The 20,064-nt window shown below is 72.2% G+C and carries 19 protein-coding genes; 8 read left to right on the top strand and 11 right to left on the bottom strand.

What is annotated here, in order from left to right; genetic code table 11:
* Positions 1 to 39: 39 nt before the first annotated feature.
* The 6 genes from FM119_RS12700 (at position 40) to FM119_RS12675 (ending at position 4,507) form a co-directional block, all read left to right on the top strand.
* On the top strand, positions 40 to 444 hold the full coding sequence (locus tag FM119_RS12700; protein ID WP_087138532.1) for a hypothetical protein: 405 nt from the start codon (positions 40 to 42) through the stop codon (positions 442 to 444).
* A gap of 15 nt (positions 445 to 459) precedes the next feature.
* Positions 460 to 1,047 carry a stage II sporulation protein M gene (locus FM119_RS12695; protein WP_179205334.1) on the top strand — a complete coding sequence of 196 codons (588 nt, stop codon included), beginning with the start codon at positions 460 to 462 and terminating at the stop codon, positions 1,045 to 1,047.
* Between the two features lie 103 nt (positions 1,048 to 1,150).
* Positions 1,151 to 1,732, top strand: coding sequence for a hypothetical protein (locus tag FM119_RS12690; protein ID WP_087138530.1), 582 nt, complete (start codon positions 1,151 to 1,153; stop codon positions 1,730 to 1,732).
* Positions 1,729 to 2,172, top strand: a complete 444-nt coding sequence (locus tag FM119_RS12685; RefSeq protein ID WP_087138529.1) for a hypothetical protein — start codon at positions 1,729 to 1,731, stop codon at positions 2,170 to 2,172. The genes FM119_RS12690 and FM119_RS12685 overlap by 4 nt, the downstream gene beginning before the upstream one ends.
* Positions 2,169 to 3,962 carry a hypothetical protein gene (locus FM119_RS12680; RefSeq protein ID WP_087138528.1) on the top strand — a complete coding sequence of 598 codons (1,794 nt, stop codon included), beginning with the start codon at positions 2,169 to 2,171 and terminating at the stop codon, positions 3,960 to 3,962. Before FM119_RS12685 ends, FM119_RS12680 begins: the two co-directional genes overlap by 4 nt.
* Entirely contained in the window at positions 3,875 to 4,507 is a 633-nt protein-coding gene (locus tag FM119_RS12675) for an ABC transporter ATP-binding protein (RefSeq protein ID WP_087138527.1), read from the top strand. The genes FM119_RS12680 and FM119_RS12675 overlap by 88 nt, the downstream gene beginning before the upstream one ends.
* Before the next feature lie 92 nt (positions 4,508 to 4,599).
* On the opposite strand, the gene FM119_RS12670 is transcribed toward FM119_RS12675, so the two are convergent.
* From FM119_RS12670 to FM119_RS12660, 3 genes are read right to left on the bottom strand one after another with little or no spacing between them, the layout of a single operon-like run.
* Positions 4,600 to 5,961, bottom strand: a complete 1,362-nt coding sequence (locus tag FM119_RS12670; RefSeq protein ID WP_245827498.1) for an O-acetylhomoserine aminocarboxypropyltransferase/cysteine synthase family protein — start codon at positions 5,959 to 5,961, stop codon at positions 4,600 to 4,602.
* Between the two features lie 47 nt (positions 5,962 to 6,008).
* Positions 6,009 to 7,118, bottom strand: coding sequence for an ATP-grasp domain-containing protein (locus FM119_RS12665; RefSeq protein ID WP_087138526.1), 1,110 nt, complete (start codon positions 7,116 to 7,118; stop codon positions 6,009 to 6,011).
* 44 nt (positions 7,119 to 7,162) lie between these two features.
* Complete coding sequence (locus FM119_RS12660) at positions 7,163 to 8,260, bottom strand: glycerophosphodiester phosphodiesterase family protein (RefSeq protein WP_087138525.1); 1,098 nt, start codon at positions 8,258 to 8,260, stop codon at positions 7,163 to 7,165.
* A 163-nt stretch (positions 8,261 to 8,423) separates the two neighbouring features.
* Between FM119_RS12660 and FM119_RS12655 the strand changes: the two genes are divergently transcribed.
* Entirely contained in the window at positions 8,424 to 9,239 is an 816-nt protein-coding gene (locus FM119_RS12655) for a Bax inhibitor-1/YccA family protein (RefSeq protein WP_087138524.1), read from the top strand.
* Positions 9,240 to 9,447: 208 nt separating this feature from the next.
* Positions 9,448 to 10,368 carry a hypothetical protein gene (locus tag FM119_RS12650; RefSeq protein ID WP_143822719.1) on the top strand — a complete coding sequence of 307 codons (921 nt, stop codon included), beginning with the start codon at positions 9,448 to 9,450 and terminating at the stop codon, positions 10,366 to 10,368.
* Between the two features lie 79 nt (positions 10,369 to 10,447).
* Here FM119_RS12650 and guaA read toward each other — a convergent pair whose 3' ends face one another.
* The 8 genes from guaA to FM119_RS12610 form a co-directional block, all read right to left on the bottom strand.
* Positions 10,448 to 12,028, bottom strand: a complete 1,581-nt coding sequence (guaA, locus tag FM119_RS12645) for a glutamine-hydrolyzing GMP synthase (protein WP_087138522.1) — start codon at positions 12,026 to 12,028, stop codon at positions 10,448 to 10,450.
* The gene (locus FM119_RS12640) at positions 12,024 to 12,461 is read right to left on the bottom strand and encodes a DUF3817 domain-containing protein (protein WP_087138521.1); all 438 of its coding nucleotides are present in this window, start codon (positions 12,459 to 12,461) and stop codon (positions 12,024 to 12,026) included. The genes guaA and FM119_RS12640 overlap by 5 nt, the downstream gene beginning before the upstream one ends.
* Positions 12,462 to 12,470: 9 nt before the next feature.
* Positions 12,471 to 13,355 (bottom strand): SURF1 family protein, encoded by an 885-nt coding sequence (locus tag FM119_RS12635; protein WP_179205333.1) that lies wholly within the window; start codon positions 13,353 to 13,355, stop codon positions 12,471 to 12,473.
* A 2-nt stretch (positions 13,356 to 13,357) separates the two neighbouring features.
* Positions 13,358 to 15,070 (bottom strand): cation:proton antiporter domain-containing protein, encoded by a 1,713-nt coding sequence (locus FM119_RS12630; protein ID WP_087138519.1) that lies wholly within the window; start codon positions 15,068 to 15,070, stop codon positions 13,358 to 13,360.
* Positions 15,070 to 15,597, bottom strand: a complete 528-nt coding sequence (locus tag FM119_RS12625; RefSeq protein ID WP_087138518.1) for a cation:proton antiporter regulatory subunit — start codon at positions 15,595 to 15,597, stop codon at positions 15,070 to 15,072. Before FM119_RS12625 ends, FM119_RS12630 begins: the two co-directional genes overlap by 1 nt.
* Before the next feature lie 174 nt (positions 15,598 to 15,771).
* The gene (locus FM119_RS12620; protein ID WP_087138517.1) at positions 15,772 to 17,499 is read right to left on the bottom strand and encodes a glycerol-3-phosphate dehydrogenase/oxidase; all 1,728 of its coding nucleotides are present in this window, start codon (positions 17,497 to 17,499) and stop codon (positions 15,772 to 15,774) included.
* Positions 17,500 to 17,630: 131 nt separating this feature from the next.
* Positions 17,631 to 18,644 (bottom strand): CNNM domain-containing protein, encoded by a 1,014-nt coding sequence (locus tag FM119_RS12615; RefSeq protein WP_087138516.1) that lies wholly within the window; start codon positions 18,642 to 18,644, stop codon positions 17,631 to 17,633.
* Positions 18,641 to 20,064 (bottom strand): hemolysin family protein (locus tag FM119_RS12610; RefSeq protein ID WP_338065680.1); only part of this gene is annotated, 1,424 nt, incomplete at its 5' end. The genes FM119_RS12615 and FM119_RS12610, both read right to left, overlap by 4 nt.

The raw sequence follows: 20,064 nt of genomic DNA, 5'->3' as shown, positions 1-20,064 counted from the left end.
CTCGGTCTCGGGGACGGGCACACGAAGAAAGGCACCCACATGTCCCTGCTCAGCACACCGCCCCGGCGTATCACCGATCCGGCTCCGGCCGACCGTCCCTCTCCGCTCGCCCTGCTCGATCCGTCGACCGCCGTCGACGGATCGACGGGGCGCCCCGTCACGACGGCCGCTGTGCCGGGGCGCGGTCGCACGATCGCGCACTCGGCGGTCGCGGCGGGGATCGCCGTGATCGGCCTGATCGTCGCCGGCACCTCCGCGGCCTGGGTCGCCGGTAGCCTCGGCATCTCCGCCGCGGCCGCCACCCAGATCGTCGCGGCGATCGAGGTGGGCGGCGTCGCCCTGACGGTCGTCGGTGCCGTCTTCGGGGCAGGAATCGGCGGCGCCCTGGCGGCGACGGTGCGCGGCATGCTGCTCAGCCAGTCACGCAAGGTCGTCGTGGCCTAGGTGGGCTCGGGGGCGGTGGCGGGATTGGGTCAGACCGGGCGTGCGATCACGCGGGACGCGATACTCGCGTCGGGAACGATCCTGACCCTCGTCGCCGCCCTCTCCTTCCTCCGGGCCGACTCGGGATGGCTCCGCCGATCGGTGGAGAGCCTGGCGCTGTTCGGCAGCGACCCGTCGCTCATGACCGACGGCTCCTTCCTCGCCATCCTGATCCGCAACGCCGGGGTCGCGGCATTCCTGTTCTCCGGCGTCGTCACGGCGGGAGTCACGACGCTCGCGGCGCTCGTGCTCACCGCGTTCGCGATCGGCACATCGATGGCCCTCGTCCAGAGCGCCTCCGGCTGGATCCGGCTTCTCGGCGACGTGGCGTGGTACGCACCGATCGAGTTCGCCTCGCTCGCCGTGGTCGGGGCGGCGGGACTGGTCCCCCTGCTGAGTGCGCTCCGCGCTGGGGCAGGGGATTCCGAGGAGCGACAACCACGACGGGGGCCGCTGCATCGGTACCTCGCCGCCCTTCCCGCCGCACTCCGGCTCGGCGTTCTCGGCTTCGTCGGCATTGTCATCGGCGCTGCGGTCGAGTCGGCCGTCATCGCGCTCCGCTGAGGCATCGACCGACCGGAACCGGCATGCCGTCAGCGGACCCGCAACCACGGGTCCCGCCCCCGATACCACTGCCCGCCACCACACAGACACCCACGGAGGACACATGCCCCTCGACCCGACCGCTCCCCACCCGACGGGGCTCCCCCTGGCCGCCCGCGCGCGGGCGGGAACACCCGTACCCCCGCGACCGACATCGCGGCTCGCCTGGACGATCCTCGTGCTCTGCGGGACGGGCCTGGCCATCGCCCGGGTCCCCTCCTCAGCCGAGTACGCACGCACACTGGTGACACCGGAGCAGCGCGCCGCGCTCGGCGACCGCGCGCTTGAGGACACCGCGATCCTCATCGGGGCCATCGGGGCCGTTCCGGTGTTCACGATCCTGCTGCTCATCCTGGCGTTCGTCGCCGGCGTGCTGGAATCGCGGCTGTTTCCCCACGGCGTCTCGCGCGGCCGGATACGGGTCGGGGTCGGCTGGCTGACCGTCGCCGTCGGTGCGGTCGGCGTCGGCCTCGTCTCGCTCGTGAGCGGCGCGCCGCCGCGGGGAGACGGAGCGCTGCGTCCCCTCGTCCTCCTGGGTGTCGCGCTCGCCGCGCCCGCTCTGGTCCGCGATGGGCGGACCGTCCGCGGCTACGGACGCGCCCTCCTGGTCACCGTTCCCCTCGGACTGCTCCTGTGCATCCAATGAGCTCCGGCCGGCGCACCATCGCCGCCACCGTCACGCGGGGGCTGCCCGCGGCGAGCGCCGCCCTCGTCCTCATCGGGGTCGCCACCATCGTTCAGCTCGTCATCGCCCATCCCGGCGTGTGGGAGAGCACCGGACGGGCCGACCCGAACAGGAGCGCGGTGACGCTGACCCTCGGCATCACCGCCGTGGCCGCGATCCTCCCCGCTCTGATTCGCCTCGTCATCCCCGCGCGCCGGTGGGGGTTCCCGACGGTGGTCGCTCTCGCCATCAGTGGCCTCGGGCACGCCACCGCCGCAGCGGGAACGCTCGCCCCGGCGCCCCAGGGACTGCTCTCGCTGATCGGTGTCGGGATCGGGCTCGCCGGAGCCGTCATCGTCCTGATGGCGACGCTCGAGAGGCGGGACTCCGCGGCACGCGACAGCCCAGGGCGTCGGACGTGAGCGCCGTCCGCGGCGTCGCCGAACTGCACACCGTCGAGGCGCTGCTCAGCATGCGGCTTCCGCTGAGCGTGCGCCAGGCCAGGCGCTGGGTCACCGGTCTCGCCACGGCCGGAGGCGTCCTGCTCGTGTTCGTCACCGTCACGGCCGTGTCCGTGGCGCCACGCCTGTTCGACGACCCGCCGATCACCGCCCCGGCCGTCGCCGTCGCCGTCCTGTTGATCGAGAGCTATCTCGTCGGCGGGGCGCTCCTCGGTGCGCTGCTCGGCCACCAACGCAGTCGGCTCCGATCGTCACCCCACCTCGGCCTGCTCCGTGCTCTCGACGCACCGGCCGACGCGGTGGCGCTGAGCGTCTGGCTCCCCCGGGTACTCCCTTCCGGCATCGCGGTGGTGGTGATCGGGGCGAGCGCCGCCGCGGCCCTCACGGGCCTGGACGCGGCAACGCGAGCGGTGCTCATCGTCTTCCCCGTCACCGCCTGTCTCGTCACGGTCACCCTCGGTCTGCTCACCGCCCCGCCGGCCCGCGGTCGCGACGCGCGGCGCGGGCACGGAGCGCGGCGCAGGCACGGAGCGCGGCGCAGGCGGACAGCCGCTGTCGCCCGGGGCGCGGGCCCGTCCGCGCCCGTGATCGGAGCGGCTCTGGTCATCGGCGTCGGCCTCGGGCTCGGCACAGCGACGGCGCTGAGGGCGATCGGCGAGACGACGACCGCCACCGACAGCGGTGAGCTCGTGGATCGCACCGCCACAGCGCTCTCGGCGACGGCGCCCGTGCTGTTGTCGGTTCTCCTCATCGCCGGTGCGGTCTCCGCCGCGCTCATCCCGCTGCTCGGTCGGCGACTCCGGATCAGGGGCTACCCCCTCATCGGTGCGACACCGGACGTCCTGCGCGGGCGGCGACTCGGTGTCATCGTCCTCCGCCTCACACACCGCGCGATCGCGGTCGGAAGCGGATGGCGCACGGTCCTCGGCTGCGCCGTGTTCCTCGCGGCGGCGGTGGCCTTCCGCGTCGACGCGGCAGCCGCTGCCGCGGGAACCGCCTCGGCAGACGGGACTGCGGGCGATGGCGGAGCCACCGCATTCCTCCGCGCCTTCGCGACGGTTCCCGCCCTCGGCGCCGGACCACCCCTCCCCTCCGTGCTCGTCGACGGGGGCGGGGTCCCCCGGGCTGCGGGCGTCGCCGCCGTCACCGTACTGCTCGCCCACGCGGCGGGACTCACCCTCAGCGACATGATGCTGCGGCACACCGGGCCACGCGTCCTCCGCGCACCGATCCGCCAATGCTGGGAGAACGGTGCCGGGTCCGCACGCGCGGCGGCCCTCGTCCTTGCCGCCTTCACCGTGCCGTCGTTCGTCGTCGGATGCCTGATCGGCCTCGGCGGCGCGGCACTCGGCGGGCACCCGCGGATCGGCGGACCGACGACCACCGTCATTGCGAGCACCCTCGCCGCGGGGGCGGCCGCACTCGCCGCCGCACTCGCTGACGCCCGGTCACCGGGAACACGAAACAGCGACGACACCGCCGCGCACGACGCGGTCAGCGTGCTGATCACGGTCGGGGCGTCGTTCCCGATCGCCGCGCTCCTCGCGGTGTCCGGTGAGATCAGCATCCCCCTCCCCGGCGACGCGCACCCGACCGGGCTCACCCTGACCACCACCCCACCGGCCGTCCTGGCCGTCCTCACCCTGACCGGAGGAGCACTCCTGTGCATCGACCGCAGCATCCGACGCCTTCCCTCACGCTCGATCGCGTCCGCGCCGGATACACCGGCGCCGACGTCCTCACGGAGCTGAGCCTGTCCGCCTCAGGGCCAGGGCTCCTCGCCCTGCGCGGGAGCAACGGCTCCGGCAAGAGCACCGTCGCCGAGCTGATCAGCGGGTACCTGCGTCCCCGCACCGGACGGGTCCTGGTCAACGGGATCGACGCGAGCGAACCGGACGTCCGCCCGCGCCGACGGGTCTGCCGCTCACGTCCCGCACTGTTCGGTCCGATGAGCGTCGACGACCATCTGATCCTCGCGTCCCGGATGGCGGGCACCGACCCGGAGCAGGCCCGCGCCCGACTCACCCGCTACGGGGCGGGCCACTGGCTCGAGCACAGCGCCGACGCGCTCTCCACCGGCAACGCGCGCAAGCTGTGGCTGACCCTCTGCACGCTCGGCGACCCGGACGTCGTCGTCCTCGACGAGCCGTTCAGCGGGCTCGACGCGCAGGGGACCGCCGCCCTCACCGCAGACATCCACCGGTGGAGCAGCGACGGGATCGTCGTCCTGATCGCCCACGGCGACCCGCTCGCCCGCCAGGCACGATGGACGATCGACCTGGACGACGCGGGATGACCCCGAGACCGCAACCGAGCCGGCACAGGCACAGGCACAGGCACAGGCACAGGCACAGGCACAGGCACCAGCCTGGAACGGGCGCCGCCGGTTCAGGCCAGGGCGGCGAAGCCGCGCTCGAGGTCCCTGATCAGGTCGGCGGGGTCCTCCAGCCCGATCGACAGCCGGAGCATCCCGTCGGAGATTCCCGCCGAACGCCTCTGCTCCGGGGTCTGCTGCACGTGGATCGTTGTCGCCGGATGAAGGATCAGCGAGCGGACGTCGCCGATGTGCGTCATCCTGCTGAAGAGCTCGACGGCGTTGTAGAAGCGGCGGGCCGCATCGATGCCTCCGTCGACCGTGAAAGCGAACACCGACCCCGCCCCGCGCGGGAGCAATCGCTCGGCGGTCCCATGATGCGCGTTCGACGAGAGGCCCGCATAGTCGACGCCGACGACCTCCGGCCGCGACTCCAACCACTGCGCGACCGCCAATGCCGACTCGACGTGCCTGGACATGCGCAGCGACAGCGTCTCGAGCCCCTGGTTGAGCAGGAACGCATGCCAAGGCGACTGCGTCGGCCCGAAGCGCATCGCGACCGCGTCCCGCAGGTAGGCGCCGACGGCATCCGAGCCGTACGCCCCGATCCAGCTTGGCCCCGAGACACCGCCTGCGGGGGCCGCGAACTGCGGGAACCGCTCCGCGTCCGCCCACCAGTCGAAGCCCCTGCCCACGACGACGGCACCGCCGAGCGAGGCGCCGTGCCCGGTGAGCAGCTTCGAGGTGGAGTAGGTGACGATGTCCGCCCCGTGGTCGAGCGGCCGGAACAGGAAGGGCGTCGCGATCGTGTTGTCGACGACGAGCGGCAGCCCGTGACGGTGGGCGATCTCCGCCACGGCGGGTACATCGAGAACGTCGTTCCTCGGGTTCGGGATGCTCTCGCCGAAGAGCATCCTCGTCCGCGGCGTGATCAGACGCTCCCACTCGCCCAGATCGCTCGGGTCGGCCACCAGGTCCACGGAGACGCCCAGCCGCGTCAGATTCGACTGGAACAGGCCCTTCGTCCCCTCGTAGACGCTGCTCGAGCAGACGATGTGGTCGCCGGCCTGCACGATGGCCAGCGCCGCGATCGCCGTCGCCGCCTGACCGCTGGCCAGCAGCACCGCGGACGCGCCGTGGTCGAGACGCGCGAGCTTGCGCTCCACCGCGGCGTTCGTCGGATTGCCGACGCGGGTGTAGCTGTACCCGGACTGCGTGTCCACGAACCGCGCACTCGCCTGGTCGAAATCGTCAAACTCGAAACCGGCGCTCAGGTACACGGGGGTGATCCGCGCACCCGTCCCCGGCTCCGGCTGCTCACCCGCGTGAACCTGCTCCGTCGCGAAGCCGTAGCTCTCGCCGTCGCGCAGCCGCCCGCCCCCGCGGTCACCGCCCGGCTCCTCCGCCGCGCCGGGCCCGCCCGCCGTACCGAGCACCTCCGCCCCGTCGGGAGCCGAGCGCCCAACCGGACAGTCGCCGTCCGTCACGCTCGGGCACCCCCGGCGACCGTCGCGGCGAGCTCGGCGCCGAGGAAGGCGCCCAGCGCCGAGGCCGCCCGGTGACCGGTCGCCGCCTCGACGTCGGGGTTGTAGTTCGTGTTGGTGTTGATGTCGTAGGGCACGAGCCGACCGTCGGCCGTGTCGAAGAACTCCACCCCGGCGACCTCGATGCCGCGCTCGGCGAGGAACGCTTCCAGCCGGACGATGAGCGGGTGCTCCGCCGTGACCTCCTCGCGGACGCGGAAGAGCGACGGCGCCGCCAGGGTCGCTGTCGAACCCGACGCCCCCGCGACAGCACCGGCCGCCGACGCGTCACCGGCAGCGGTCCCCCGACCGGCCGGACCGGCACCGGAATCGTCCGGTGCCGCACCGGGGACCTCGCAGACGGCGGGGGCGAACCCCGCCGGCGGCACGGCGCAGGCGTCGGCGGGGCAGAGCTCGAAGCTCCCCGCGGAGGTGTCCACCCGGACGGCGTACACGAAGCGGCCCCCGACGAACTCCGCCCTCGTGATGAACGGCTCCGCCGTGGAGACCAGCTCCTGCAGCAGGGTGATGCCGTCGGCGGGCCCCTCATCGACGGAATCCGTCGAGGGCCCCGCGAACGCCGCGTCGAACTCGGCGTAGTCGTCGAAACGGCGCACGCCGAGCCCCTTGCCGCCCTGGTTGTGCTTCGTGATGAACGGGAGCGGCAGCTGACGCGCGCGCTCCGACAGCTCCTCGGTGCCGAACACGGCCACCGTCCGTGGAACGTCGAACCCCGCGGCACGCAGCGCCGTGTACTGGTTCACCTTGCTGACCTCGAGCTCGAGCACCTCCGAGCCGTTGACCACGCGGCGGCCGTACGACTCGAGCCAGCGCAGCACCGCCCGCGCGTACTCCTTGGCGTGAGCGTGTCCCCTCGTGTGCGACGAGGCGCTGAGCCTAGACCAGTACACGCCCGGCTCCGGCTCGGCATCGAGATCGATCGACCCCGTGCTGAGGTCCCACTCCCGGTAGGGGACGCCCGCGGCGTCGAGGCCCGCACGCAACGGCGGCAGCCACTCCTCGTTCTCGTGCAGGATGTGCACGACCGGCACGGCACTGGAATTCGTCATGCCGTCAGGCTAAGACGGCGTCCCCCCGGATGCCGCCCGTGCCGTCACACGACGTCATCGACACCCTCTGCGGGGGCGACCAGGCGCTGCCTCGCGCGCACGCCGAGGTCGACCTGGTCGACGAAGGCGCCGTCGACCCCGGTGGCGAGCACGCGCCCGAACTGGCCCTGCCAGTCACCGACCGCCCCCTCAGCGGGGGCATCGACGCCGTCCGAACGGTACTGCGGCTCGAGGAAGGCGTTCTCGGCGCGCAGCGTCCACGCGAACACGAGCAGGCCGTGCGCGTGCGCCCGCTCGACGAGCCGCTCCCCGCGCAGCTCGTCCTCGCCGCCACCGGGCACCTCGTCGACCGCGGGATCGGAGCCGCCGACGCCACCGGGAAGCGGCCGGAGCAGGACGGAGGTGTCGACACTGATGCCGTCCACGCGCGCCGCCAGCTCGGCGAGCGCCGACTCCCGGCGCTGCTCCGCGTACCGGGGCGCGGCCGAGCCGAGCTCCCCCACCAGGTCCTGTGCGCCGCCGTGGTCCTCCATCAGGTACACCAGGCTCGCCTCGACGCCACGGTCCCTCACCCCGTGCAGCACCCGCTCCTCGAAGGACTCCAGGTACAGCCGTCTGCCGGTCGCCCAGCCGCGCTCCGACAGCTCCGCGGCGAGCAGCGCGTCCAGGGGCAGGCCGACCCCGGCGAAGTGCTCGGCGTGCTTCAGCTCGATGACGGCGGCGACGTTCCCGTCGGCCGCGTCGAGGATCGCCAGAACGTCGCTCAGGCGCAGCAGCGGTTCGGCTCCGTCGTGTTCGGCGCTGAGCGGGCGCAGCAGGGGCAGGCGCTCGCGGCAGCGCAGCGTCGCGAGCTCGGCCCAGTCGAAGTCCTCCGTGAACCAGCCGGTGACGCTGCGCCCGTCGACGATCTGCGTGCGCCGGCGGTCGGCGAACTCGGGACGATCGGCGACGTCGGTCGTGCCGGAGATCTCGTTCTCGTGCCGGACGAGCAGCACGCCGTCGCGGCTGGCGACCACGTCCGGCTCCACCGCGTCGGCCCCCTGGGCGATCGCGAGCTCGTAGGACGACCGGCTGTGCTCCGGCCGGGTCGCAGGCGATCCGCGGTGTCCGATGATGAGTGGGGTCCTGGTGCCGTCGGTCATGCGCTCAACGCTATCGTCGCGCCCTGCGTCCGTCACGCCGAGGGCGAACGCCGGATCCGCCCGAACGCAGGCGATTCCCGGTCAGGTTGTGTACGGTTGAACGAACGCTTCGCCTCAGGCGAATCATCCCCGATCATCACGACCGAGAGAGAGTAGCCACAGCATGGCCGTCAACAACCCGGCGTTCAACAACGACGCGTTCCGCTCCGGCGGGTCGTCCACCGTGACCACCCCCAGCGCCGAGCAGCTCGACGCCCTCTACGCCCAGCCCTCCGCCACCCCCAGCCAGACCGACCGGATGAGCGTCGAGGACACCATCCTCAAGTCGGCGATCGCCTTCGGCGTGCTCGCCGTCGGTGCCGTCGCCGGCTTCATGCTCGGCGGCGGGCTGCCGCTGCTGATGATCGTGGCGGGCATCGCCGGCTTCGGCCTGGCGCTGGTCAACATCTTCAAGAAGGAGCCCTCGCCCGGCCTGATCCTCGGCTACGCGGGCGCCCAGGGCTTTTTCGTCGGCGCACTGTCCGCCGTCCTCGAGGCGCGCTACCCCGGCGTCGTGAGCCAGGCCGTGCTCGCCACCCTCGTCGTCGTCGGTGTGACTCTCGCGCTGTTCGCCAGCGGCAAGGTGCGGGCCAGCAAGCGCGCGACGAAGATCTTCATGATCGCGATCGTCGCGTACGCCGTGTTCTCTCTGGTCAACTTCTTCCTCAGCGCCTTCGGCGTCGTCGGCGGCGAGTTCGGCCTGCGCAGCACCGAGATCACCCTGCCAATCCTCGGCACCGTGCCGCTCGGCGCGATCCTCGGTGTGCTGGCGATCGTCCTCGGCGCGTACTCGCTCGTGCTCGACTTCGACTTCGTCCAGCAGGGCGTCAAGAACGGCGCCCCGCGCAAGTTCGGCTGGACCGGCGTCTTCGGCATCATGCTAACGGTCGTCTGGCTGTACGTCGAGATCCTGCGCCTGCTCGCGATCCTGCGCGAGTAGCGCACGCACGGTCGCCCTCGGCGACACATCGTCCGACGGGGCGGGGCTTCTCGCCCCGCCCCGTCGTCGTGTCACCCGTCATCGCGCGTCCCCGTCGTCGTCGTGCCACCCGGTCATCGCCCCGCCCCCTCGTCCTGCGCCGACGTCCCGCCCCGGTGCCCCACCACGACATGCGAAGCGGCCGAGCCCGCCGCTACCCTTGATCGACGTGAGCACCGTGAACCCCCAGCAGCAGCGGCTCGACGCCGGGCGCGCCGCCGCCGGACGCCCCGGGACCCTCGTCCTCGCGATCGCCGTCGCCGCCGTCCTCGTGGTCGTCGGAGCCGCGTTCGCCCGCGGCCTGATCAGCGTCCTCGACGTGTTCCGCATCATGCAGCTCAACTCGGTCTTCGCCTGGGACGAGACGCCGGACACCGTCATGGTGTGGCTCCTGGTGCTGTCCGTGTTCGCCGCCGTGATCGTCGCGGGCGCGTACACGAGGCTGGCGGGGCGCTTCACCGGCGGACGCACGCCCGCGGTGCGCCCGTTCACCCTGCAGGCACTCGGCTTCACCGCAGCGGCGGTGGTTGCTCTTCAGCCGTCGGTGAACTGGTGGCGCGCCCCGAGCGCGGTGGGGGTCGCCGTCGATCCGAGCTTCGGCCGCGACGAGGAGTGGGGCCCGCTGGCGTGGGTGTTTTACGCCCTGCCGACGGTCCTCGCCGTCGGGGCAGCCGTGCTGCTCGTGCTCAGCCTGGCCGCACGCATCTGGAGGGTCAGGCACGAGGACGGCCGCGGACGACTGCTCGCCCGCATCCTGGCCGAGGGCCGCGCCGTCCCGGGGACGGTGTCCGAGGTCGGCGAGACCGGGCTGCGCATCAACAACGTGCCCCTGCGCCGCGTCGTCACCGCATACGTGGACCACACCGGCGTGCGCCGCTGGGTGACCACGGACGCGCTCATCCCCGAGGCGGAGACCCCGGTGGTCGGCGGTCCCGCCGAGGTGCGCTACCTGGACGCCGACATCGCCGCCCAGAAGAACATCGCCGTGCTGACCGGTCAGGCACTGCAGCGCACCGTCGACGCCGGGGCCGGGGGCGCCTCGGCGGCCGGTCTGACGGTGAGCTCATCCGGAGTGCTGTTCGGCACCTGATCGGGCCGGCCGAACCCCGGCCGCACACGCAGACGGCGCCGTCCCCGCGGGGACGGCGCCGTGCGGCGTCAGGGAGCGGTCACTCCCACTCGATGGTGCCCGGCGGCTTGCTCGTCACGTCGAGCACGACGCGGTTGACGTCGGCGACCTCGTTGGTGATCCGGTTCGAGATCCGGGCGAGCAGGTCGTAGGGCAGCCGTGTCCAGTCCGCGGTCATGGCGTCCTCGCTGGAGACCGGGCGCAGTACGATCGGGTGCCCGTAGCTGCGGCCGTCGCCCTGCACGCCGACGGAGCGGACGTCCGCGAGCAGAACGACGGGGCACTGCCAGATCTCGCGGTCCAGGCCGGCCGCGGTGAGCTCCTCGCGCACGATCGCGTCCGCGTGGCGCAGCAGCTCCAGGCGCTCCTCCGTCACCTCGCCGACGATGCGGATGCCGAGGCCGGGGCCGGGGAAGGGCTGGCGCTGGACGATCTCGTCCGGCAGGCCCAGCTCGCTGCCGATCTCACGGACCTCGTCCTTGAACAGGGTGCGCAGCGGCTCGACGAGCTCGAAGGTGAGGTCCTCCGGCAGCCCGCCGACGTTGTGGTGGCTCTTGATGTTGGCCGTGCCGCTGCCACCGCCGGACTCGACGACGTCGGGGTAGAGCGTGCCCTGAACGAGGAACCGGATCGGGTCGCCGTCGTCCGCGGCCTCGGCGATGAGCTCGGCCTGCGCCGCCTCGAAGGTGCGGATGAACTCGCGACCGATGATCTTGCGCTTGGTCTCGGGGTCGCTGACACCGGCGAGGGCGGTGAGGAACCGCTCGCGCGCGTCGACCGTGACCAGGCGGATGCCCGTCGCGGCGACGTAGTCGACCTCGACCTGGCGCCGCTCGTCCTGGCGGAGCAGGCCGTGGTCGACGAAGACGGCGACGAGCTGGTCGCCGACGGCCTTGTGCACGAGCGCGGCGGCGACGGCGGAGTCGACCCCGCCGGACAGGCCGCAGATGACCCGGCCGGTGCCGACCTGGGCGCGGATGCGCTGCACCTGGTCGGCGATGACGTTGTCGGCGTTCCAGTCGTCGGCGATGCCGGCGGCGCGGTGCAGGAAGCTCTCGAGCACGCGCTGCCCGTACTCGGAGTGCTTCACCTCGGGGTGCCACTGCACGCCGTAGAGTCCCCGCTCGGGGTTCGCGAACGCCGCGACGGCTGTCGAGGGCGTCGAGGCGATCACGTCGAAGCCCTCCGGGGCGCGGGACACCTGGTCGCCGTGGCTCATCCACACGGTCTGGCCGACCGGCTGGCCGTCGACGAGGACGCTCTCCCCGCTCAGCGTGATGGGGGTGGAGCCGTACTCGCGCAGGCCGCTGTGCGCGACCTCGCCTCCGAGCGCCTGCGCCATGACCTGGAAGCCGTAGCAGATGCCGAAGGTGGGAACACCGAGCTCGAAGATCCCCGCATCGATGCTCGGCGCACCGGGCTCGTACACGCTGGAGGGCCCGCCGGAGAGGATGACCCCGACCGGGTTCTTCTCGCGGACCTCCGCGGCGCTGATGGTGTGCGGCACGATCTCGGAGTACACCCCCGCCTCACGCACCCGTCGGGCGATGAGCTGGGCGTACTGCGCGCCGAAGTCGACGACGAGGACCGGTCGGGGTCCAGCCGGGGCGATCTCGCTAATGGGAGTCCTCCAGTGTGTGTGATGCGGCCTGGCGCTTCGCCAGGTAGTCGGACACCTCGCGGCCGATGCGGGCCTCGAGGAAGAAGGAGAGCAGCGGGATGATCCCGCCGAGGGCGATGAGCAGGAACCGCTGGAACGGCCAGCGCATCAGGCTCCAGAGGTGGAAGTCGGCGAAGAGGTAGACGACGTAGAACCAGCCGTGCGCGACGAGCAGGGCGGTGAACAGGTTGAAGCCGGTCACCGCGTCCTCGTGCACCAGGCCGAAGCCGCCGCTGGCTCCGCCGACCTCGAGCACGACGTTGAAGCCGTACTTGATGATCATCTCGGCGCACAGGCCGAGCAGCAGGACGCCGGTGATGATGGAGGAGACCTTGTAGAAGGTCAGTGCCCGCCTGATCCGCGGGAGGTCACGTTCACGGGGTTCCAGGGCCATGCGAACAGTCTACGGCGTGCCGGAGGCCGTCCTGTCCGCCTCGGCCCGCTCGTCGATCTCGCGCTCCCTCGCGTCCCTGACCAGCCGGAACCAGAGGAACACCGCGAAGCCGGCGAAAACAATCCACTCGGCCGCGTAGAAGATGTTCAGCCAGTTGACCGTCGTCTCGGCGACCGGCGGGCCCGCGGTGATCGCGGTGAGACCGTCCGGGGCCTCCGCCGAGATGAGGTAGACGCTGTAGACGTCCATGTCGTCGAGGCCCTGCCACTGGTTGATCAGGGCGGGGACCGACATGCTGTTCAGCTCGAAGGGGTCGGCGGCGTCCTCGTCGACGGCCGGGGCCTCGCTGGCGGCCAGTCGGCCGGTCAGGCTCATCGCCCGCGCGCCCTCGGCGGTGATCCGGGCGGCGACGGCGTCGGCCTGCTCCCTGTCCTCGGTCCACCCCAGCGCGACGGGCAGGACGCGGGCCGGCTCGTGCGCCCCCTCGATGAGGGAGCCGATCACCCAGTAGCCGAGCACGCCGTCGTTGAGCCGGGTGGTGATGACGGTGGTGTTCGCCGCGATGAGCGTGCCCGAGGCCTCGGCACGCTGGCCGATGGTGCTCTCGCGGGTCGGCTCCGTCGGCGTGGCCACCTCGGAGACGGGGACGATCGTCTCCGTGCCGGACTCGGCGACCTCCGCCTCGATCACGGAGCGGCTGAGCTGCCAGTGCCCGAGCGCGGCGAAGGCCCCGGCGATGGCGATGGCCACCACGAGCAGCAGGATCCAGCGCGGCCGGAGCATGACCCTGAGCAGCCGCGGCTCGTCGGCCGACCAGGCCTTCGGCCTGGCCTCGGTCGCCTCTCGACGTGCGTCGTCGGTCACGGCGGTCTCCTCGCGGGGGTCGTCGGTCATTCTCATCGTCCCGTCTCGTCGTCGAACGCCTCGCGCATCGCGCGCTCGACGGCCTCACTGCGGCGCCGACGCTCCTCGGCGGCGTCGTCCCCGGTCCTGCTCCCTCCGACGGAGTCGCCCCCGGAGTCGCGGCCGGCCGCTCGGTCCGCGGCACGGCCATCGGGGGCCGAGCCGTCTGCCGCGGGTGCCGCAGCGGCGGCGCCGGGCGACGAGGCCGCCGCGTCTCGGATCGGCCGGGGCGGCCGCGTGGCCTCCGCGGGGTCGTCTGCCTCTGTCGCCCCGCCTGAGCCGTCCGCCGCCCCCTGTCCGGGCTCGTCCGGCGTCGCCGGCGCACCGCGACGCGACGAGAGGATCGGCGTCGGCCTGGTGGCGTCGTCGTCCGGTACGACGCCGTGCACCGCGGGACCGGCGCCGGGGGCGCGCGGCTCGCTCACGCCGCCGGGACGTTCCTCGTCGACGCCGTCGCCGCCCACACCGCCGCCGGGCGCCGGCGTCACCGGAATCGAGGACGTCGCCACCGCGACGCGCACGCTCCCCGTCGGCGCCCCCCGCGGCCGCCGCAGCAGCACCGCCGAGATCCGCTCCGACTGCGCCGCGACGATCGGCCCGGCGATCGCCATGATCAGCACGTACAGGCCCGCGAACGGCTGAATGCGCTCGTCCAGCCCCGCCGTCGCGGCGATCGTGGCGAGGATGAGCGCGAACTCGCCCCTGTTCTGCAGGATCACCGTCGTGTTGATGCCCGCGACGGGGTCGAAGCCGTTGAGCCAGGCCACGAACTGACCGGCGACGACGTTGAGCACCACCGTCATGAGGACGGCGAGGATCACGGGCACCAGGACGGATCCGAAGGTCGACACGTCCAGCCCGAGACCGAAGTTGAGGAAGAAGAACGCACCGAACACGTCGCGCAACGGCACCGCGATCGTCTCGATCCGGTTGCGGTAGCGGGTCGCCCCGATGACCAGCCCGATGAGGAACGCGCCGATCGCGTCGGTCACGCCCAGCTGCTCGCCGATGCCCCCGAACAGCACCGCGAGTCCGAAGAACAGGATCGTGAACAGCTCGTCGTCCCTCGTGCGCAGCAGCCGGGACACCACCCGGCCGCCGACGCGCGCGATGGCGAACATCGCGACGATGAAGGCGAAGGCGACGACCAGCTTGAGCACGACGGGCCACGGCTCCGTCTCGCCGCTGAGCACGACGCCGACGATCGCGAGGTAGATCGCGATGAACACGTCCTCGACGACGGTGATCCCGAGGATCATCGGCGTCTCGGGGTTGGTCAGGCGCTTCAGCTCGATGAGCAGCTTGGTCACGATCGCGCTCGACGAGGTCGCGGTGATGCCCGCGACGATGAGCGCCTCCTTGGAGCCCCAGCCGAGGGCGAAGCCGAAGCCGAGACCGACCGCCATGTTGAGCAGGATGTAGCTGCCGCCGGAGAGCAGCAGCCGTCCGGCGTTGCCGAAGAACTCGTCCTGATCGAACTCCAGCCCCAGCGAGAACAGCAGCAGGATGAGCCCGATCACCGCCATCAGCTCGATGTGGCTCGACTCAACCGAGAAGGGGAACCAGCCCGAGTGCGGGCTCACCATCAGGCCGACCAGCATGTAGATCGGGATGGCGGGCAGACCGATCAGCTTGCCGAGCCGACCCAGGATGTACGCGAAGACGAAGAGGGCGCCGAGGACGATGAGTTCTTCACCGTGCGCCATCAGTCCCCCGGCGACTCGTCGGAGACGGGACGCGGCGGCACACCGCCGCGGAAGAACGCGAACGCCTTCGCCACCTTCTCGGGGCTGCCGGCGACGACGAGCGTGTCGCCGGGGAAGACGCGGAAGTCGGGCGAGGGCGCGGGGTTGGCCGACTCCCCCCGCACGACGGCGACGACCGTGAGGCCGGCGATGCCGCGGTCGGCCGGGTTGCCGAGGGGCTGGCCGGCGATGTGGTCGTCGTAGTCGACGGTGAACCAGTCGATCGAGAGCCCGGGGATCTGCTCGAGCGCCGACAGCGACTCGGTGATCTGTGTTCCGCCGAGCAGCTCGGCGAGCGTGTGCGCCTCGTCCTCGTTGAGCCGGAGCGAGACCTTGGTCACGTCGGCGCCGTCGAGCTCGTCGGAGAAGGTCACCAGATCGCTGTGTCCTGAGCGGTGCGCGATGACGCCGACCTTGCCGCCGTCATCGGTCACGAAGGTGTGCAGCACCCCCACGCCCGGGAGCTTCACCCGACGTACGTCGACCATGGACACTCTCCTCGGCTCGCCCTACCAACCCGACAAGTCTATCGCCGCCGGAGGCCGGCGCGAACGCCGCCGCCCCGCTTCGCCAGCGGCGGAACGCCGCCCCGCTCGGCGTCACGGGTCGGCGCCGGGCGCGGGGCGGCAGCGACGCCGCGAACGGCACGTCCCTCGCGGACGTCAGTCGGCGGTGACCCCGGGGATCTCCGGCGCGGCCAGGCGTACCCGGTCGGCCGAGAGGTCGTCCGGCTGCTCCTGGGAGGCGATCTCGGCGAGCACCCTCTGCTGGTACAGCTCGTCCTCGCTCCTGGTCCTGCTCTCGTCCCAGCCGAGCAGTCCTCCCATGATCTCCGCCACGACGGGCGACGCGGAGGCGCCCCGGTCCCAGGCCTCGATCGACACGCGGGTGCGACGGGCGAGGACGTCGTCGACGTGCAGCGCCCCCTCCGCGGTCACGGCGAAGACGACCTCGGCCCTGAGGTAGTCGTCGGCCCCCGGCAGCGGCTCGGCGAGGGACGGGTCGGCGTCGATGAGGTCGAGCACGAGCTGGGCCTCGGTGCCGTAGCGGTTGAGCAGGTGCTCGATCCGGACCGGGTGCAGACCGTGCTCCTTCGCGATCATCGCCCTGCGGTTCCACGCCGCCGGGTAGCCCTCGGCGCCGAGCAGCGCGATGTCCTCCGTGGTGCTCGCCGGCACGCGGCCGTCCAGGGCGTCGGCCGCAGCATCGATCGCGTCCCTCGCCATCACGCGGTAGGTCGTCCACTTGCCGCCGGCGACGACGACGAGCCCCGGCACGGAGTGGGCGACGAGGTGCTCCCGCGACAGCTTGGAGGTCTGCTCGCTCTCGCCCGCCAGCAGCGGCCGCAGGCCCGCGTAGACGCCCTCGACGTCCTCGCGCCCGAGCGGGACGGCGAGGACCCGGTTCACGTGCTCGAGCAGGTAGTCGATGTCGGCGGCCGTCGCCGCGGGGTGCGCCTTGTCGAGGTCCCAGTCGGTGTCGGTCGTGCCGATCAGCCAGTGCCTGCCCCACGGGATAACGAACAGCACGCTCTTCTCCGTGCGCAGCAGCAGCCCCGAGGCCGACTGGAAGCGGTCGCGCGGGACGACGAGGTGGATGCCCTTGGACGCGCGGACCTTGAACTGGCCCCGCTCGGCCACCATCGCCTGCGTCTCGTCCGTCCACACGCCGGTGGCGTTCACGACCTGCTTGGCCCTGATCTCGAAGCGGTGCCCCGACTCGAGGTCGTGCGCCCGCACGCCCACGACGCGGCGGCCCACCTTGATGAAGCCCTCGACGCGCACCCGGCTGGCGACGTGGGCGCCGTACGCGGACGCCGTGCGGGCGAGCGTGGCCACGTACCTGGCGTCGTCGACCTGGGCGTCGTAGTAGCTGAGCCCTCCGACGAAGGCGTCCTTCGCGATCCCCGGGTGGGCCTGCAGCAGCTTCCGCCTGGACCAGTGCCGGTGGTGCGGCACGCCGGGCGGACGTCCGCCGCTGTAGGAGAACAGGTCGTACAGCAGCATGCCCGCGCCGATGTATAACCGCTCGAACACGCGCTTCGACAGCGGGTAGATGAAGCGGACCGGCTTGACCAGGTGGGGGGCGAGGCGCTGCAGCAGCAGCCCTCGCTCGATCAGCGCCTCCCTGACCAGGCGGAAGTCGAGCTGCTCGAGGTAGCGGATGCCGCCGTGCACGAGCTTCGAGGACCGGCTCGACGTGCCCGATGCCCAGTCCCTCGCCTCGACCAGGCCCGTGCTCAGGCCACGCGTGACCGCGTCGAGGGCGCTGCCCGTTCCGACGATCCCGCCCCCGATGACGAGCACGTCGAGCTCGGTGTCCTCGAGCGCGGCGATCGCCGCGTCGCGTTCCGCCGGCCCCAGCCGGCCGGTCGTGTGTGTCGAAACCATCGTGCGCTCCCGTCGGTACGGCCGCTGCACGCACCACGGTGTCCGGACGTGCGAACGGGTTCTGTGGTTGCGACGCTAGCGCACGCCGCCCCGAAACCGCACGGAAAGATCGGCTCGAGACGACGCGAGGCTCAGCGGGCCGTCCCGGTGCGGGGAAGGATCGAGTTGAGCACGTCGGCGACGGTCGCCACCCCGACGACGGCGCCGTCCTCGGCGAGGACGACCAGCTGCTCGCCCCGGTCGCGCATGATGCGGAACGCGTCGCCCGCGGCGATCTCGGCGGGGAGGATGAGGGCGGGCCGGACGGCCGCGTCGATGCGCTCCCCCGGCTCGAGCGCGAGGGTGTCCCTCACATGCACCACGCCGAGGTCGACCAGGTCCGTTGCGCCGACCAGGATGCGCATATGGCCGCTCGCCGCGACGACGTCCCAGAGCTCGGCGGCCGTCGCCCGCCGGGGCACACTCGTCGGGGTCACGGCGTGCGCCACCGCGCTGAGCGGCACGCTCTGCAGGTCGAGGATCTCGGTCAGCTGGCGGTGGAAGCCGGTGTCGATCGTGCCGGCGTGCGCCGACTGCTCGACCAGCTGGCGGATCGTGTCGATGTCCTGGCCGCCGACGGCGGCGCGTTCCACGGGGGTCACGCCGCTGGCCGCGACCAGCCGGTTCGCGATCCGGTTGATCCACACCAGCAGGGGACGGAGAGCGGTCTCGATCCCCCTGGCGGGCAGCGCGATCAGCTTCGCCGCACGCTCCGGGTGGGCGATCGCCCAGGACTTGGGCATCATCTCGCCGATGACCAGGTGCAGGAAGGTCACGATGATGAGCGCGAGGGCGAAGGAGGCGACGTCGGCCAGCCACTCCGGCAGCCCGATCGCGCTCAGCGGCACGAGCAGCCACGCGTCCACCGCCGGCTTGGTGACGGCGCCGAGCGCGAAGGTGCACACCGTGATGCCCAGCTGAGCCACGGCGAGCATCATGGTGAGCTCGTTCATCCCGCGCAGCGCGGCGCGGGCGGCGGCACTGCGCTCGGCGTCGGCCTCGAGGCGCTGCCTCCGCGCGCCGAGCAGGGCGAACTCGATGATCACGAAGAACGCGCTCGCGACGATGAGCAGCACCGTCACGGCGATCACGACCGGTGTGCTCATGCGCGGTCCTCCCCACGGTCGGCGGCGTGGTCCGTCGTCACCAGACGTACGCGGAGCCGGCTCGGCACGTGGTGCTCGATCGCGAGGACCTCGACGGCGAGCGCGCGGGTGACATCGTCGCCCGAGATCAGGTCGGACGGCTGCACGGGCAGCTCGACGACGACCGACTCGGCCACGGCCGGGAGCTCACCCCTCGCGGCGATGACCAGACCGGCCAGGGTCTCGACGTCGCTCTCGGGCAGGGGGTACCCGATGACGCGGGTGACCTCGTCGATGTGGACGTCGCCGTCCATGTGCCACTCGTTCTCGGACACGGCTCTGGCCTCCTCGTGGCGTTCGGCGTCGTGCTCGTCCGCCAGGGCGCCGACGATCTCCTCCGCCATGTCCTCGACGGTGAGGATCCCGACGAAGCCGCCGTACTCGTCGAGGACGCAGGCCATGCGTCGGCGCGACGACTCCAGCCGGGCCAGGGCGTCAGGCAGGGCCATGACCGTGGGAACGATCATGGAGTCGCCCATGAGGGTGCTGGCCGGGGCGGCCGGGTCCCCTCCGGCCAGCACGGCGGCCAGCTCGACCACGCCGACCGGCATGCCGCGCTCGTCGACGACGGGGTAGCGGGAGTGCCCCGAGACCATGAGTGCCCTGAGCTCGGCGACGGGGAGGTCGGCGTCGACCACGTCGACGCGCGACCGCGGGACCATGGCGTGCTCGACGTCCCTGTCGGGGAAGTCGATCACCCGGTCGATGAGGAGCGAGAGCTCGGCGGGGATGTCGCCGCTCGCCCTCGAATCGGACACCGCGCGACGCAGCTCCTCCCTGGAGGCGCTCGACTCGATGTCGTGCACCGGCTCGACCCCGATGAGCTTCAGCAGCCCGGCGGCCGCCTGGTCGAACACCCAGATCAGCCAGCCGAACACGGACAGGTACACCAGCGTGGGACGGGCGAGCCGTCGCGCCAGCGGCCCCGGCGTCGCGATCGCCAGGTTCTTCGGGTAGAGCTCGCCGAAGATCATCTGCACGACCGTCGCCAGCGCCAGGGCGAGGACGGTGCCGACCGAGACGCTGACGGCGGCCGGGACGCCGACGCCGCCGAGGAGCGTGCCCAGCGACTCACCGATGAGCGGCTCGGCGACGTAGCCGACCATCAGGCCGGTGACCGTGATGCCCAGCTGCGCGCCGGAGAGCATGAAGGAGGTGCGTGCGGTCACCCGGAGGGCGTTGGCCGCGGCGGTGTCGCCCGCCTCGGCGAGCGCGCGGAGCCGCGAACGGTCCACCGACATGTAGGCGAACTCCTGGGCCACGAAGAACCCGCCGACGGCGATGATCGCCAGGGTCAGCAGGACGCCGACGAGCAGGAGCAGGAGGGCGCCGATCACCGTCGGGCCTCCGCATCGGCGGGGCGTCTGCTCGGGGCGGGGAC

Origin of the sequence: Mycetocola reblochoni REB411, assembly GCF_900163835.1 — a bacterium.
Classification (GTDB): domain Bacteria; phylum Actinomycetota; class Actinomycetes; order Actinomycetales; family Microbacteriaceae; genus Mycetocola_B; species Mycetocola_B reblochoni.
Note: the sequence above shows the minus strand (reverse complement) of the source record. Positions and strands in the feature narration are given on the sequence as shown.